Origin of the sequence: Tenacibaculum sp. L6, assembly GCF_028823685.1 — a bacterium.
Taxonomy (GTDB): Bacteria; Bacteroidota; Bacteroidia; order Flavobacteriales; family Flavobacteriaceae; genus Polaribacter.
The window spans coordinates 1-15,445 of record NZ_JAPEHZ010000001.1 but is presented as its reverse complement, the minus strand read 5'-3'; the positions used below and the strand labels follow the sequence as shown (position 1 = coordinate 15,445).

Below are 15,445 nucleotides of genomic sequence, written 5' to 3'. Positions count from 1 at the left end.
AAATATTTATTTAGAAATTACATATCTAGGTATTTCCTTAAATAGGCAGCTCTATCTTTAAGCTCTTCTAGATAAAAGTCGTCTTCGTGTTGTGTGATAACGTTATAGTCGTATCGGCGAAATGTTTGAATAATTTCATTTATTTCTTCAGAAACAATTCTAAGGGTGACTTCTATGTTGTCTATATTTTCAGAAGAAATATAAGCTCCTAAAAGTTTTCCGTTGTTAGTTTCTACAATTTGAGTTATTTGACTCATAGAGTAGTCGCTCTTAGGTTTGTCTATTATTAGAGTTTGACTTTCGTTATGTATGAAAGGGCTGTTGGCAAAAGCATCTAAAATATCGCTTAGTTCATAATAACCAACATAGTTCAAGTTTTTATCTAAAACAGGGATTAAATTAGAATCGTTATCCGCAAACAATGCGATTAAATCAAGTAAAGTCGCTTTTTCATTTGTGTAAAAGTGATCAAACATGTAAGTGTACTCATTTAGCGTACGGTTTTTATTTTCAATAGTTTGAATGTCGCTTTCAGGCAAGCAGCCAATTAACTTACCATCTTCAACTACTGGAATATGCGTTATAGGTAAGTCTTTACACACTTGTTGAGCACTTTTTACAGAGCTGTTTAATGTGAGTGCTTTAATTTCTTTTAGTATAAAATCATTGATTTTCATTACTACGAATATAGTTTAAAATGTTGGAATGCGTTACCTTTGTGGTCTAATTTTACAACATGACAAAATTAAGTGTTAATATTAATAAAATAGCTACACTTCGTAATTCTAGAGGAGGAAATGTGCCAGATTTATTGAAAGTAGCAACCGATATTCAGGAGTTCGGAGCTGAAGGAATTACCATACATCCAAGACCTGATGAGCGTCATATTCGTTATCAAGATGCCTATGATTTAAAACCGTTGGTTACTACGGAATATAATATCGAAGGAAATCCTATTGATAAGTTTACACAAATGGTGTTAGAAATAAAACCAACGCAAGTAACTTTAGTTCCTGACAGTGTAGATCAACTTACATCAAATGCAGGATGGGACACGATAGCACATCAATCTTATTTACAAGAAGTAATTGCTGAGTTTAAAAATGCTGGAATCCGTACGTCTATTTTTATTGATACAGATTTAAAATTGATTGAAGCTGCAGCGAAAACAGGAACCGACAGAATTGAGTTATATACAGAAGAGTTTGCTGTTCAATATGAAAAAGGGAACACCAACGGAGTGAAACCATATACAGAAGCAGCAATTTTAGCACATGAATTAGGTTTAGGTGTAAACGCAGGCCATGATTTAAGTTTAGATAATATCCAGTTCTTTAAGCAAAATATTCCTCATTTAGCAGAAGTATCAATCGGACATGCTTTAATTTCTGAAAGTTTGTATTTAGGTTTACAAAACGTTGTAAACATGTATTTACATCGTTTGCAATAACTATGGAGGTATTATATTCTAAAATAATAGGAAAAGGAAAACCGTTGCTGATTTTACACGGATACTTTGGTATGGGAGATAACTGGAAATCGCATGCTAATAAGTTTGCCGAAGACGGTTATGAAGTACATTTGATAGATCAACGAAATCACGGACGAAGCTTTCAAACCGAAGCTTTTGATTATGAGTTAATGGTAGGTGATTTGTACAATTACATTCAGCATCACACTTTAGAAAAAGTAGATTTGTTAGGGCATTCTATGGGAGGAAAAACAGTAATGTTATTTGCTACAGAATATCCTGAGTTGGTAAATAAATTAATTGTTGCCGATATTTCTCCAAGAATGTATCCGCCACATCACCACGATATTTTAGCTGCATTAAACTCCGTAGATTTTTCGGTACAAACCTCGCGTAAGTTAGTGGATGAAAAACTAGCTGAGTTAATTCCAGAAAAAGGAATCCGTCAATTTTTAGCAAAAAATGTATACCGAAAAACAAAAGACGAATTAGCATTTCGTTTTAATTTAAAATCATTAACTGAAAATAATAGTGAAGTAGGAGTAGCGTTACCTTCTTTTACTGTTTTTGAAGGAGAAACACTATTTTTAAGAGGAGCAAATTCAGGGTATATTTCAAAAGAAGATGAGCCATTAATTCAGGCACATTTTCCAAATTCAGAAATTAAAACAATAGCCAATGCTGGGCACTGGCTACATGCAGAAAATCCAGCAGATTTTTATAAAGAAGCTATTCAGTTTCTGGCTAAATAATTACTGTTCAGTTAGGTTTTCTAAAGCGTAGTACAACCTGTTTTGGGCATTGTCTTGCGATCCAAAAATAGATCGATATACTTCACCTTTTGCGGTTAGTAATATCCATTGTGGCGTTCCTTCCGAGTTAAAGAAATCGTACATTTTGTGATTTTTATCAATGTAAATTGGGAATGGAAGTTCGTTGATGGTGAAAATGCTTAGAATATCTTCTCTAGAAACATCGTTGCTTGTAAAATTACTATGGATGCCTATAACTTCAATATCTTTGTAGTCTTGCTTAAACTGATAAGCAAGTGGTATGGCTCTACCCGTACATCCTAAACAAGCATTGTTGTAAAACAACAATAATAGAATTTTGTTAGCATACTTTTCAAGTAAGTTAACTTCGTTTTGATTAAAATCGGTTACTTTTATTGAGGTTACAGGTTTAATAGAGTTATTTTTTTATAGTTCAAAAGTACAAAAAGTTAATTATTTAAATTGTAAGCATTTTTAACCATTCTCTTAACAACTAACCTATGAAAAGGTTTTATAAGCTTCATGTATGCTTCACCTTTTTTATTATTGTATTCAACCAACGTAATAACTTTGATGTTATAAAAAGGATCGTGATTGTTGTGTACGATTGCTCTAAAATTTAAATGAGTGTCATTAGCACCTAATACAACTTCATTGCTAGATATAGAAAAAATTTTAAAGAAACTTACATATCCGCCAACATCAAACCGCTCGTTATAATCACCAGGGTAGTTGTTTTTTAAATTAAAAAAAGCAGCAATTTTATTACGTAATTTAAATAAAAAGTCTACCCAAACTGGAGGTTTATTAAAGATTAAATTTACAATTTCTTCTATTGTGTTTGTATGATTGGTGGTAGAGAATGTATCATAAAAATTTATTGTAGGAAGTAGTTTTTTAATGTCTTTATTCAAAAGAGTTTTATTTTCTTTAACTTTTTTCATATTACTAATCTTATAAAGATATGTATGTAAATATATAAATAGTAATTGTAGGATTTTAGCATATAGCTATTTAAATTTTAACATAAACTAGTATTTTTTTAACCAAAAAAAAGTTAAGTTATTGTTGGTTTTTACCTAAGAGATGTACTTTCTCTAGCCACTTATTTCGTTGTTCAGGGCTTGAATTTTTAATTGTTGATAAGAAAGTAGTTTTAACAGGTTTAATGCCACAGAACTCTAGTGTTCCTTTTTTAAATTGTCTAATGGCAGGTCTTTTCATAAACAGATAATCATACCAACTTGGAGTGTCAGAAGTTATGATAAGTCGAGCAGTTTTACCTTTTAAAAGCTTTTCAGGAAAAGGTTTTCCTTCAATAGGTTGGAATGTAATTCCGGGTAAAAAGGTTCTATCAATAAAACCTTTCATTATTGCAGGGTAACCAGCCCACCAAACAGGAAAGACCCAAACAATATGATCTGATTTTTTAATTTTAGTTAAAGCTTCTTGTAAATCAGGTTCAAGTTCCGTTCTTTTTCGGTAACCAAATTTAAGATTCGGATTGAAGTTTAAGTCAGTGATAGTTATTTCTTCAATAACAGCTTCGGTTTCTAAAGCTCCTCTTTTGTAGGAAGCTGCTAGTGCATGGTTAAAACTTTCTTTATCTGGGTGTCCGTTTATTAATAAAATATGCTTCATACTATAGTTAAGATTATGAAGCAAAGTACGGTTGGTTTTACAAGCTTAAAAAGGACAATTGTCTAATAAAAAACTGATTTTCTAATTCTGCTTAAATGTCGTTGTGTTATGCCTAAATATGAAGCTAGGTACTGTAACGGGATAGTTTTTAAGTAGTTTGGATGCGTTTTTAACAGTTTTTTGTAACGGTTTTCAGCCCTTTCATTTTGCAAAACAAAAATTCTGTTTTCAAGATTTATATATTCTTGTTCAGCAAATATTTTAAAAAGACGTAACCAATTCGTGCTTGAATTTTCTAATGCTACAAATTGTTCTTTGGTAATACTGTATAGCTCAGCATCGGTTAATGCTTGAATATTTTCGTTGGTTTTTGTTTGAGAAATAAACGATGAATACGCAGTAACAAAAGAGTTTTCTGATAGCAAACAATACGTAGCTTCTTTTTCGTCTGAGGAATGATAAAAAGATCTGAAAATACCCGAAGCAATAAAAGCTACTTCTTTGCAAGTATTGCCTTCTTGAATAAAAAAATCTCCCTTCTTAAGTTTTTTATAACTGACTAAACTTATAAAATTGTCTATTTCTTCTTCAGTAAGAATATTATATGAAGTTAGGTGTTTTTTGAGCATTTTATTGTCTTGGTTAAGAATAAAGCGAAGTTAAATTAAAATTCCAAAAACTAAAACAAAGTTTTTTTTTGTTTTTGGTATGGTTGTGGTAAAGTATAATGGAGTGTTATGAGTTAATAGTTTCAGTGAAAAAGAGTAAATTTATAATTCATAACCAATTAAATAAAAAAGAAAAATGAAAACGTTTTTAAAAGTATTATTAACAGCATTAGTGGTAATTGTATTGGCAAATATTTTACCAGGAGTAACCGTGGCTAGTTATACAACTGCAGTAATTGTGGCTGTAGTTATAGCCTTGTTAAACTTGTTTGTGCGTCCATTACTAGTGTTTTTTACACTACCAGCAACCATTGTTACGCTGGGGTTGTTCCTGTTTGTAATTAACGCGGTAATTATATTATTGGCAGATAAACTAGTGTCAGGATTTGCTGTTAGCGGATTTTTCACAGCGCTCTTGTTCAGTGTGTTGTTGTCAATTTTTAGATCGATACTATTTTCGCTATTAAAAGAAGGAGACGAATAAGTAATCTAACACAGTAAAAACTAGAAAATAAGGGTGATAAAAAAGTAGATATTTTTATGTTTAAAAGTATTGGTTATCAATAAATAAAGTAGTAATTTTGCACTCGATTTTTTAAGAAACAGATTTTTAAGATGAATATAACAAAAGAAAACGTAGATGCATTAAATGCAGTTGTAAAAGTTGATATTGTTGCAGAAGATTATCAAGATAAAGTAACAAAAGTATTAAACGATTACCGTAAAACAGCGAACATTCCTGGGTTTAGAAAAGGTCACGTGCCAATGGGAATGGTAAAAAAGCAATACGGAAAATCAGTAATGATTGATGAGGTAAACAAGCTTTTACAAGAGTCGTTAAATAAATTCTTAGTTGAAGAGAAGTTAGATATCTTAGGTAACCCATTACCAAGAGTTCAAGAAGATTTCAATTGGGATGCTGATAAATTCTCTTTTGAGTTTGAATTAGGATTAGCTCCTGAGTTCGACGTAAACTTACAACCAAAAAACAAAGTAACTCAATATAACATCGTCGCTACAGACGAGTTAATCGAGAAAGAAGTTGAAAACATCCAATCTCGTTACGGAAAAATGTCTGCTAAAGACGAAGCTACAGAAGAAACTAATGTAACTGGTACTTTCGTAAACGAAGAGAAAGAAATCAACAAAAAATCTACAATTTCTGTAAAAGATATTAAAGGAAAAACAAACTTAAAGAAGTTTGTAGGTGCTAAAGTAGGAGATGTTTTAGAGTTAAAAACTAAAAACTTATTCGAAGACGAGCACAAGTTACAAGGAGCTTTAGGTGTATCTCACGATGAGGTTCACGATTTAGACATTCCTGTAACTTTTACTATTGAAGAAATTACTGAGATAGAACCAGCAGAATTAGATCAAGAGTTATTTGATAAGTTATTTGCTGACGGAAGCGTAAAAACTGTAACTGATTTAAAAGATAAAATTAAAGAAGACGCAGAAAAGCAATTTCAACAACAAGCAGATCAACAATTGTTAAACGCAATTACTGAGAACTTAGTGGAGAATACTAAATTTGATTTACCAGTTGAATTCTTACAAAAGTGGTTACAAACTGCTGGAGAAAAAGAATTAACTGCTGAAGAAGCTGTTGAAGAGTACAACAAGTCTGAAAAAGGATTACGTTACCAATTAATCGAAGGAAAGATTATGAAAGATAACGATATCAAATTAGACTATGCTGAGTTAGTAGACTATGCTAAAGGGTTTATTAGAGCTCAAATGGCTCAGTTTGGTAACATGAATCCAGAAGAAAAAGAGTTAGAAGATATCGCAGGAAGAATCTTACAGAATCAAGATGAAGCTCGTCGTTTACAAGAGCAATTAATTTCTCAGAAATTATTAGCTTTCTATAAAGAAAACATGAGTTTTGATACTAAAGAAGTTTCTTTTGAAGATTTCATTAAAGAAGTATACAAATAACAGTTTATAACTGATGTAATAAGAAAAACCTGAATCTACATTCAGGTTTTTTTAGCCGTTAACTGTAACAAAATACTAACGAAATAGTTCTTATATTTACATCATTATAACCTAAAAACATTTTAAATGGATTACGGAAAAGAGTTCGAAAAATACGCAACTAAGCACCACGGAATAAATAGCAACTACTACGGAAAAATAACAAGTAGCTTAACTCCATACATTATGGAAGAACGCCAAATGAATATTACTCAAATGGATGTTTTTTCTCGTTTAATGATGGATAGAATTATCTTTTTAGGTACAGGCATTAACGATCAAGTAGCTAACATAATTCAAGCACAATTATTATTCTTAGAAAGTGTAGATGCTAATAAAGATATTTCAATTTATATCAACTCACCAGGAGGTGGAGTATATGCTGGTTTAGGTATTTACGATACCATGCAATTTATTAAGCCAGATGTAGCAACTATTTGTACTGGTATGGCAGCTTCTATGGGGGCAGTATTAATGTGTGCAGGAGAAAAAGGAAAACAAACGTTCTGCGTTACCACACTCTCGTATCATGATTCACCAACCATTAGGTGGAGCACAAGGACAAGCATCTGATATCGAAATTACAGCTCGTGAAATTTTAAAATTAAAAGATGAGTTGTATGAAATTATCGCAAAACACTCAGGTCAAACTATAGAAAAAGTAAACAAAGATTCTGATAGAGATTATTGGATGAAAGCCGATGAAGCGAAAGCTTACGGAATGGTTGACGAAATTTTAACTAGAAAATAATTTTTGCATTAAGCACTAAGCAATATGCGACACGCTAAAAATAGTATTTGCATAAAGCCTTAAAGCCTAATGCCTAAAGCATAAGATAATGTCGAAAGAAGAAAATTTACAATGTTCCTTTTGTGGTCGTAAAAAACCTGAAACCGATTTATTAATTGCAGGTTTAGATGCTCATATATGTGATAAATGTATAGAGCAGGCTCATGGAATTGTAGAGGAGGAAATAGCGGAACTTAAAACAAGTGATTTATCAAAAGACTTAACTTTAAAAAAGCCGAAAGAAATCAAAGCTTTTTTAGATGAATATATCATTGGTCAAGATGAAACCAAAAAAGCAATGTCTGTAGCGGTGTACAATCACTACAAAAGATTATTGCAAACTAGAGGAGATGAAGACGAAGTAGAAATTGAAAAGTCTAACATTGTTTTAGTTGGTGAAACAGGTACTGGTAAAACATTAGTAGCGCGTACTATTGCAAAAATGTTAAATGTACCGTTTTCTATTGTAGATGCTACTGTTTTAACCCAAGCAGGTTATGTAGGAGAAGATGTTGAGAGTATCCTTAGTCGTTTGTTACAAGCAGCTGATTATGACGTTGAAAAAGCAGAAAGAGGTATTGTATTTATTGATGAAATAGATAAGATTGCTCGTAAAGGTGATAATCCGTCTATTACACGTGATGTTTCTGGTGAAGGAGTGCAACAAGCGTTGTTAAAACTATTGGAAGGAGCAGTGGTAAACGTAGCTCCTAAGGGAGGAAGAAAGCATCCAGAACAAAAGTTTATCGAAGTAAATACCAAAGATATTTTATTCATCGCTGGAGGAGCTTTTTCTGGAATTGATAGAATTATTAGCAAGCGTTTAAACATGCAAGCTGTAGGATATAGCGCTTCGGTTGAAGAGGATAAAATAGATCAAGACAACTTGTTACAATACATTACTCCATTAGATTTAAAATCTTTTGGTTTAATACCAGAAATCATTGGTCGTTTACCGGTGTTGAGTTATATGAATCCGTTAGATGCAGAAACATTACGAGCTATTTTAACAGAACCTAAAAATTCAATAGTAAAGCAATACACTAAATTGTTTGCTATGGATGAGGTTGAGTTTACAATGACGGAAGAAGCATTACAGTTTATTGTTGATAAGGCTGTAGAGTATAAGTTAGGTGCTCGTGGTTTACGTTCTTTATGCGAAGCAATTTTAACGGATGCGATGTTCGATATGCCAAGTTCTGACGAAAAAGAATTTAGTGTAACTAAAGAATATGCAGAAGCGAAGTTAACCAAATCAGCATTGAAAAAATTAAAAGCAGCTTCATAAGTTGAAAAATGTATAAATAAGAAAGCCATCAAATTATTGATGGCTTTTTTATGCTTTTTAATAAATGCTACTATTCTGTTTTGTGAAGTTTACTATGTTGTTGTATCCATTCGGTAATTTCTTCACCTTTAATATCGTATTTGTACATCAAATCTTCTTTAACCTTTTTTAGATGCGCTTCGTTTAATACATTCTTTTCGTATTCAGAAACAACCAATTGTATAAAGCTTTCTGCGTATTTTTTTACAGGTTTTTCAATAGCTTTAGGCTTTTCTTCAACTTTTTCAGTGTTTTTTTTCTGTTCTATAACCATAGTATTTGCTACTTCACCGTTGCTAGTAGCATAGGTAGTTTTTTCGTCTTTATACCAACCTGCAGGAATGTTAGCTAATTGAGCCTCACTAACAACAATGGTTTTAATATTGTTACCACTAACATCCATGTTTATAAGGTTAGGACAGTTAGATACGTCTAACGTAGTTAATTTGTTATAACTAGCGTATAAGCTTTCAAGATTAGAATTTTCGCCAAGAATTAAAGAGTTCATGTTGTTACTGTCACAACTTATGTAAGTTAAGTTAGGGTTCTTACTAACATCTAAACGCTCAATTTTATTTTGAGTACAGTTTAAAAAACTTATAGAAGAACTTTGAGATAAGTCTATTTTAGTAATCTCGTTATCGTAACAATCCAAACGTTTTAAGTTAGGAAAGCTCTCTAAACCGGTTAAGTTTTTAATTTTAGAATATACATTAGGTAAATCCTTATTTGTAACAGGATTGTCAATGTTTAAGTTAGTAACATATTCGGCATCACTAATGGTAATACTTCCGTTTAAACCGTTAGAGTCAATTTTTAAATCAACCAAACATTCTTCTAAACCGATATCAGGAATTCGAATAGTTTCTTGAGAAAATGTATTGTAAGATAAAAGTAATGCTAAACTAAAGGGGATAATTGTTTTCATTAATAAGGGGGAATTTTTTGTCAAAATTATATATTTATATGTTTTTAGCAAATTTAATTTAAGAAGAGTTGTCTTATCTATATATTTGTTTGCTCTATTTTACAGTGTATGATTACCCAACAAACCATTGATAAAGTTTTTGAAACCGCCCGAGTAGAAGAGGTGATAGGAGAGTTTGTGCAGTTAAAAAAGTCAGGAAGTAGCTTTAAGGGCTTAAGCCCGTTTACTGATGAGCGTACCCCATCTTTTATGGTGTCGCCTGTAAAACAAATCTGGAAAGATTTTAGTACAGGTAAAGGAGGAAATGCGATTTCTTTTTTAATGGAGCACGAACATTATACGTATCCTGAAGCTATACGTTGGTTGGCTGAAAAGTACAATATTGAAATAGAAGAAACCGAACAGTCTGACGAACAAAAACAGCAGATGAATGAACGTGAAAGTATGTTTTTGGTATCAAAATTTGCCAAAGATTATTTTCATGATGTGTTAATGAACACACAAAACGGTAGAGCCATCGGTTTGTCATATTTTAAAGAAAGAGGATTTAGAGAAGACACTATTGAAAAGTTTGATTTAGGATATTGTAAAGATGAATGGGATAACTTTACAAAAGCAGCTCTAGATAAAGGCTACGATTTAAAATATTTAAAATCTACTGGATTAACTATTGTTAAAGAAGGTGGAGCAGAGGATAGAAAATTCGACCGTTTTAAAGGACGTGTAATGTTTCCTATTCATAGTATGTCAGGACGAATTTTAGGTTTTGGAGGACGTATTCTTACGAATGATAAAAAAGCGGCAAAATACCTGAATTCACCAGAGAGTGAAATTTATCATAAGAGTAAAATTTTATACGGATTATATCAGGCCAAGAAAGAAATTGCTAAAGAAGACAATTGCTTTTTAGTAGAAGGATATACCGATGTAATTTCATTTCATCAATCAGGAATAGAAAATGTGGTAGCTTCATCGGGTACAGCATTAACTCCCGATCAAATTCGATTGGTAAACCGATTAACTAAAAATATTACGGTACTTTTTGATGGAGATGCGGCAGGAATTAGAGCATCACTTCGTGGAATTGATTTAATTCTTGAACAAGGAATGAATGTGAAAGTGGTTACTTTTCCGGAAGGCGAAGATCCAGATAGCTTTGCAAAAGCACATTCTAATGCCGATTTAAAACAGTATTTAGCTGAAAAATCTCAAGATTTTATAGAGTTCAAAGTTTCTTTATTAATGAAAGAGGCAGCGAATGATCCTGTGAAAAAAGCAGGTTTAATTCGTGATATTGTAACAAGCATTTCCAAAATTCCTGATGGAATTCAACGAGAGGTTTATGTACAAGAATGTGCCCGTATTATGGATATTTCTGAGCAGGTTTTATTTAGTGAATTGGCTCCAGCCGCCTCTAGAGCATATGTATGAACAAGAGCAGCCAGTAATGGGACTTGTTAAAGGAGGAAAAGGTAAGCTACAGCAAAGTATTGATCAGCTAAATATTCTAGAAAAAGAAATCATAAGAATTTTGTTATTATATGGTAATGAAATCGTTGATTTTGTCAATTGGGTAGATGCAGTAGATGAAAGAGGACGACCATTTTTAGAGAAAGAAGAGTATCAAAACACTGTTTCTAACGAGTTGTATTTGAATTTACAAGAAGACGAAATAGAGTTTACCAATGAAATTTTCAGATTAACTTATTTTGAATTGATTCATCAATTAAATCAAGATGAAAAAATAAGTGTCGATTATTTGATAATGCACGAAAACCCTCAAATATCAAGTTTGGTAACCAATATTTTGATGGATGAAGAAAAGTATAATTTAAGTGATTGGGAGCGTAAAGAGGTTTTTGTAACAGAAACAATAAAAATCCTGCCCAAATTGGTTACAGATGCAGTTTTAAACTTGCGTAGGGTTTTAATTGAAGAAAAAATAAAGGAGATAATGCATGAAAGCCAAGAGCAAAGCGTAACTCCTGATCTGGAAGAAATCGCAAATTATACAGGATTGAAAAAACGCCTTTTTGAAAAATTAAATCGCGTTATTTAATATTAAGAAATTGATAAATATCTAGATTTTAAGTTTTTTAACATTTTTTTTGTAATTTTACTCACGAAAAGAACAAGAAATAAAATAAAAATGAGAAAGTTGCTGCAAATACTAGAGTTATTTAGATTGCTTATTATACTCCCTTTAAATATATCTAACGGGCAAAAAAAGAGTGCTTATCAAAAGATTAAGCGTCAAATGAAGTCTGTTAACTTACTTTAATTCTTTAGGGATTTCACAAATAGGAATAGGAACCATTTTATGCTGATTAATTCGGTTAAGGCGCCTGTATATTTTATATACCTCTAACTCTCTACCAGAAAAATCATCAGCGGTTTTTCCTGTATTTTGCATTTGCATAGCCCATTCTAGTTCGTCATATGAAGCTCCAATTTGGTCTTCATCGGTTCTACTGTCACCAAATAAACCGTCTGTAGGTTGTGCTTTTTGAATAGAAGTAGGCACTTTTAAGTATTTAGCTAATTCATACACTTCTGATTTTACTAAATCAGCAATCGGACTTAAATCAACACCACCGTCACCATATTTAGTGAAGAATCCTACGCCAAAATCTTCTACTTTATTTCCTGTTCCTGCTACTAATAAACCATGCAATCCAGCAAAATAATATAATGTAGTCATTCGTAAACGAGCACGAGTATTCGCTAAAGCTAAATCAACTTTTGGAGAAGCTTCAATCTGAGGAACTACAGTCTTAAAATCTTCAAAAGTAGAGGTTAAGTTCACTTCCACTTCACTCACATTACTGTAACGCTCACGTAATTGTTTAATATGTTCATTTCCTCTGTTTACTTGACTTTCTGCCTGATGAATTGGTAGTTCTACACACAAGGTAGGTAAACCAGTCTTAGCACATAAAGTTGAGGTAACAGCACTGTCAATTCCGCCAGATATCCCTACAACAAAGCCATTTACTTTGGCATTTGTAGCATATTCTTTTAACCAATTTACGATATGTTCTGCAACTTTAGGAGTGTTCATTTGTGAGATATTTTAAGACTTAATCACTAAGGGATAAAAACTATTTTAGTAATTTCGACGTTGTAATTTAGAATGTAAATATACTAAAGTTCATGAGAAAAATTTTAGCGCTGCTTACCTTTATTTTGGTTAGCTTTTCGTGTAAAAAGGGAGGAAGTAATAAGTTAAATATAGATGTATCAAATATTGAGGCTAATGTAGAAATAGAACGTTTTGATGTTGATTTTTACAGCACAAAACCTAACGAGCTTTCTATAACAAAAGAAAAATATCCGATGTTCTTTCCTTCCCAACCCGATAGCGTTTGGGTGAATAAAATAAATGACAAAGATGAACAAGAGTTATTTGCTGAAACCCAAAAAGTTTTTTCTGAAATCAATAAAGAAAAAGAGGAGTTAACATCGCTATTCAAACATGTAAAATATTACAATCCGAAGTTTGTGAGTCCGAAAGTAATTACCATGTTAACAAATATTGATTACAACAATCGAATTGTTTATACTGATAGTTTACTGTTAATTTCTTTAGATGCTTACTTAGGAGGAAAACATGAGTTTTACAACGATTATCCTGAATATGTAAAACAGAACAATACCAAAGAACATATTGTGGTAGACGTAGCAAAAGCTATTGTTGGTAAGCAAATGCTACCAAGTACAGCGAGAAGTTTTATTGATAAAATGATTAATCGCGGAAAGAAAATGTATTTGTTAGATGCTTATTTACCTAATATTCCAGATGCGATTAAAATAGGGTATTCACAAACTAAATTAGATTGGGCTAAAAGTAATGAAGAGCAAATTTGGATGTATTTTATAGAGAAAGATTTGTTGTATAGTACCAGTAAGGATGTAGATAAACGTTTTTTAGACTTGGCACCTTTTTCTAAGTTTTATATGGAAGAAGACAACCAATCACCAGGAAGAATAGGTGAGTGGATTGGTTGGCAAATAGTACGTTCGTATATGCAAAAGAATGATGTATCTTTGCATCAATTATTACAAACAAGTGAAGAGGAAATCTTCAAAAAATCAGGATACAAACCAAAAAGATAATGGCGGTTAAACATACATCAAAGATTACATTTAAAGTAGGATTAGACGAAAACAGAATTCCAGAAGAAATTACTTGGAATGCACAGGACGGAGGAATAAAAGATGAGGCATCAAAAGCAATTATGCTGTCTGTTTGGGATCATAAACAAAAAGATACATTGCGTATGGATTTATGGACCAAAGACATGCCTGTAGATGAAATGAAGCAGTTTTTTCACCAAACCTTAGTGTCTATGGCAAATTCGTTTGAAAGAGCTACAAATGACGAAAAAATGAGCGCTACCATGCGTGATTTTTGTGATTACTTTGCTGAAAAGCTAGTGTTAATTCAGAAATAAAAAAGCAGCTTTTAAAGCTGCTTTTTTTATGCGTTGTAATTTTTTATTTTATTGATAATGGTTTCATAATCATCAAGATTGTTTACAAAATCCAGCTCAGAAACATCAATAATTAAAATATTTAAATCAGGTTGTGTTTTGATAAAATTACTATAACCATCGTGGATTTTTTGTAGGTAACTTGCTTCTATATTTTGTTCGTAATCACGACCACGTTTCTTTATGTTTTCTAATAAACGCTCTGTGTTTTGATATAAATAAACGTATAAATCAGGTTTGGTAATTTCTTTGTACATTAAATCAAACATTTTTCTATACAACTTATATTCATCACTATGCAAAGTAACCTGTGCAAAAATGAGCGATTTAAAAATATAATAATCAGAAACAATAAAGTTTTTAAACAAATCAAATTGCGCTAAATCATCTGATAATTGTTGATAGCGATCTGCTAAGAAACTCATTTCTAAAGGAAAGGCATAACGCTCATTATCGTTGTAAAACTTTGGCAAAAATGGATTATCAGCAAAACGTTCTAGTACGATTTTAGCGTTAAATTCGTCAGACATCATATTTGCTAAAGATGTTTTTCCTGCACCAATATTTCCCTCAATAGCAATGTAATTATACTTTTCAGTAATAGGAATTGGTCGTTCAAGTTTCACATCTAACTTTGTGATTTCCGAAGTGTCAGAACAATTTTCTAAACAGATATATAAATGTTTTTTTTCTATTGGATGAATAACATTACGAGCAATTTCAACCAAAGGAACTAAAGCAAATTTACGCTCTAACATTCTAGGGTGTGGAACAATTAAAGTTTTTGAAAAGATGATTTCATCATCAAATAATAGAATATCTAAATCAATTAATCTATCTGAATATTCGTTAGTATCTTTTCGTGTTCTTCCTAATTCTTTTTCAATAGAAAGGAGTCTTAAAATTAATTGCTCAGGGGGTAAATACGTTGAAACTTTTATACAAGTATTGTAAAAATTATTACTGTTAAAACCCCAAGAAGCTGTTTCGTATACTGAAGCTACTTTTAAAACTGCTCCCACTTTATCAGCAATTAAATTAATTGCTTGTTGAATGTTTGCAAGCTTGTCTCCTTGATTGGTTCCTATAGAAATATATGTGATTCGTTGTATTTTCATGAGTAGAATGCAAAGAAAAATAAAACTTAAATAAGAAGTGCTAAAAAATTGGCTTTTTATTTAAATATTTTTTTTAAAAAAAAGGTAGGGTGTTTTCGTGTTGAACTGTTTTAGTAGTGGATTTCTTTATAGAGTAAGATTTTTATATGATTATTGGGGAATGATCTAGAACAACTCTAAGTTAAAAGGCTGCTGTTATGGTAGCCTTTTTTTATTATAAAATTTTAAAGGTGTTAAAACAAAAAGGTAACCAAGTTGG

The 15,445-nt window shown here is 31.7% G+C and carries 17 protein-coding genes and 1 pseudogene; 10 read left to right on the top strand and 8 right to left on the bottom strand.

Translation table 11 applies throughout. The features are described 5' to 3' along the window. Positions 1 to 17: 17 nt before the first annotated feature. Complete coding sequence (locus OU788_RS00085) at positions 18 to 677, bottom strand: CBS domain-containing protein (protein ID WP_120186284.1); 660 nt, start codon at positions 675 to 677, stop codon at positions 18 to 20. A gap of 59 nt (positions 678 to 736) precedes the next feature. Between OU788_RS00085 and OU788_RS00080 the strand changes: the two genes are divergently transcribed. Both OU788_RS00080 and OU788_RS00075 read left to right on the top strand, forming a co-directional pair. Further along, positions 737 to 1,450 (top strand): pyridoxine 5'-phosphate synthase, encoded by a 714-nt coding sequence (locus OU788_RS00080; RefSeq protein ID WP_274633264.1) that lies wholly within the window; start codon positions 737 to 739, stop codon positions 1,448 to 1,450. Positions 1,451 to 1,452: 2 nt separating this feature from the next. Next, the gene (locus OU788_RS00075) at positions 1,453 to 2,223 is read left to right on the top strand and encodes an alpha/beta fold hydrolase (RefSeq protein WP_274633263.1); all 771 of its coding nucleotides are present in this window, start codon (positions 1,453 to 1,455) and stop codon (positions 2,221 to 2,223) included. Here the strand turns inward: OU788_RS00075 and OU788_RS00070 are convergent, their stop codons facing one another. From OU788_RS00070 to OU788_RS00055, 4 genes are all read right to left on the bottom strand, one after another. Then, positions 2,224 to 2,640, bottom strand: a complete 417-nt coding sequence (locus OU788_RS00070) for a TlpA family protein disulfide reductase (RefSeq protein ID WP_274633378.1) — start codon at positions 2,638 to 2,640, stop codon at positions 2,224 to 2,226. A gap of 53 nt (positions 2,641 to 2,693) precedes the next feature. Then, on the bottom strand, positions 2,694 to 3,188 hold the full coding sequence (locus OU788_RS00065; RefSeq protein ID WP_274633262.1) for a DUF2867 domain-containing protein: 495 nt from the start codon (positions 3,186 to 3,188) through the stop codon (positions 2,694 to 2,696). Positions 3,189 to 3,306: 118 nt separating this feature from the next. Next, a complete protein-coding gene (locus tag OU788_RS00060; protein ID WP_274633261.1) occupies positions 3,307 to 3,885 on the bottom strand; it encodes an NAD(P)H-dependent oxidoreductase in 579 nt (192 codons plus the stop codon). A 62-nt stretch (positions 3,886 to 3,947) separates the two neighbouring features. After that, positions 3,948 to 4,514, bottom strand: a complete 567-nt coding sequence (locus OU788_RS00055) for a Crp/Fnr family transcriptional regulator (RefSeq protein WP_274633260.1) — start codon at positions 4,512 to 4,514, stop codon at positions 3,948 to 3,950. Positions 4,515 to 4,689: 175 nt separating this feature from the next. Between OU788_RS00055 and OU788_RS00050 the strand changes: the two genes are divergently transcribed. The 4 genes and pseudogenes from OU788_RS00050 (at position 4,690) to clpX (ending at position 8,608) form a co-directional block, all read left to right on the top strand. Beyond that, complete coding sequence (locus OU788_RS00050; protein WP_274633259.1) at positions 4,690 to 5,037, top strand: phage holin family protein; 348 nt, start codon at positions 4,690 to 4,692, stop codon at positions 5,035 to 5,037. 131 nt (positions 5,038 to 5,168) lie between these two features. Next, positions 5,169 to 6,491 carry a trigger factor gene (gene tig, locus OU788_RS00045; protein WP_274633258.1) on the top strand — a complete coding sequence of 441 codons (1,323 nt, stop codon included), beginning with the start codon at positions 5,169 to 5,171 and terminating at the stop codon, positions 6,489 to 6,491. A gap of 126 nt (positions 6,492 to 6,617) precedes the next feature. Then, positions 6,618 to 7,281, top strand: a pseudogene (gene clpP / locus OU788_RS00040) (ATP-dependent Clp endopeptidase proteolytic subunit ClpP). Positions 7,282 to 7,369: 88 nt separating this feature from the next. Then, positions 7,370 to 8,608 (top strand): ATP-dependent Clp protease ATP-binding subunit ClpX, encoded by a 1,239-nt coding sequence (gene clpX, locus OU788_RS00035; RefSeq protein ID WP_274633257.1) that lies wholly within the window; start codon positions 7,370 to 7,372, stop codon positions 8,606 to 8,608. 70 nt (positions 8,609 to 8,678) lie between these two features. On the opposite strand, the gene OU788_RS00030 is transcribed toward clpX, so the two are convergent. Next, positions 8,679 to 9,575: a leucine-rich repeat domain-containing protein gene (locus tag OU788_RS00030; RefSeq protein ID WP_274633256.1), complete on the bottom strand. Its 897-nt coding sequence runs from the start codon at positions 9,573 to 9,575 to the stop codon at positions 8,679 to 8,681. A gap of 108 nt (positions 9,576 to 9,683) precedes the next feature. On the opposite strand from OU788_RS00030, the gene dnaG reads away from it, so the two are divergent. Together dnaG and OU788_RS12955 are read left to right on the top strand one after the other, a co-directional pair. Continuing rightward, positions 9,684 to 11,006: a DNA primase gene (gene dnaG, locus OU788_RS00025; protein ID WP_446751468.1), complete on the top strand. Its 1,323-nt coding sequence runs from the start codon at positions 9,684 to 9,686 to the stop codon at positions 11,004 to 11,006. After that, positions 10,999 to 11,634, top strand: a complete 636-nt coding sequence (locus OU788_RS12955; protein ID WP_446751467.1) for a hypothetical protein — start codon at positions 10,999 to 11,001, stop codon at positions 11,632 to 11,634. The genes dnaG and OU788_RS12955 overlap by 8 nt, the downstream gene beginning before the upstream one ends. 213 nt (positions 11,635 to 11,847) lie before the next feature. Here OU788_RS12955 and nadE read toward each other — a convergent pair whose 3' ends face one another. Next, entirely contained in the window at positions 11,848 to 12,636 is a 789-nt protein-coding gene (nadE, locus tag OU788_RS00020) for an NAD(+) synthase (protein ID WP_274633255.1), read from the bottom strand. A 92-nt stretch (positions 12,637 to 12,728) separates the two neighbouring features. Here nadE and gldB point away from each other — a divergent pair, with 92 nt between their 5' ends. Together gldB and gldC are read left to right on the top strand one after the other, a co-directional pair. Then, positions 12,729 to 13,691 (top strand): gliding motility lipoprotein GldB, encoded by a 963-nt coding sequence (gene gldB / locus OU788_RS00015; RefSeq protein ID WP_274633254.1) that lies wholly within the window; start codon positions 12,729 to 12,731, stop codon positions 13,689 to 13,691. Further along, positions 13,691 to 14,029 (top strand): gliding motility protein GldC, encoded by a 339-nt coding sequence (gene gldC, locus OU788_RS00010; RefSeq protein WP_274633253.1) that lies wholly within the window; start codon positions 13,691 to 13,693, stop codon positions 14,027 to 14,029. The genes gldB and gldC overlap by 1 nt, the downstream gene beginning before the upstream one ends. Positions 14,030 to 14,055: 26 nt before the next feature. Here the strand turns inward: gldC and folK are convergent, their stop codons facing one another. Beyond that, on the bottom strand, positions 14,056 to 15,186 hold the full coding sequence (folK, locus tag OU788_RS00005; protein ID WP_274633252.1) for a 2-amino-4-hydroxy-6-hydroxymethyldihydropteridine diphosphokinase: 1,131 nt from the start codon (positions 15,184 to 15,186) through the stop codon (positions 14,056 to 14,058). Positions 15,187 to 15,445: the final 259 nt, after the last annotated feature.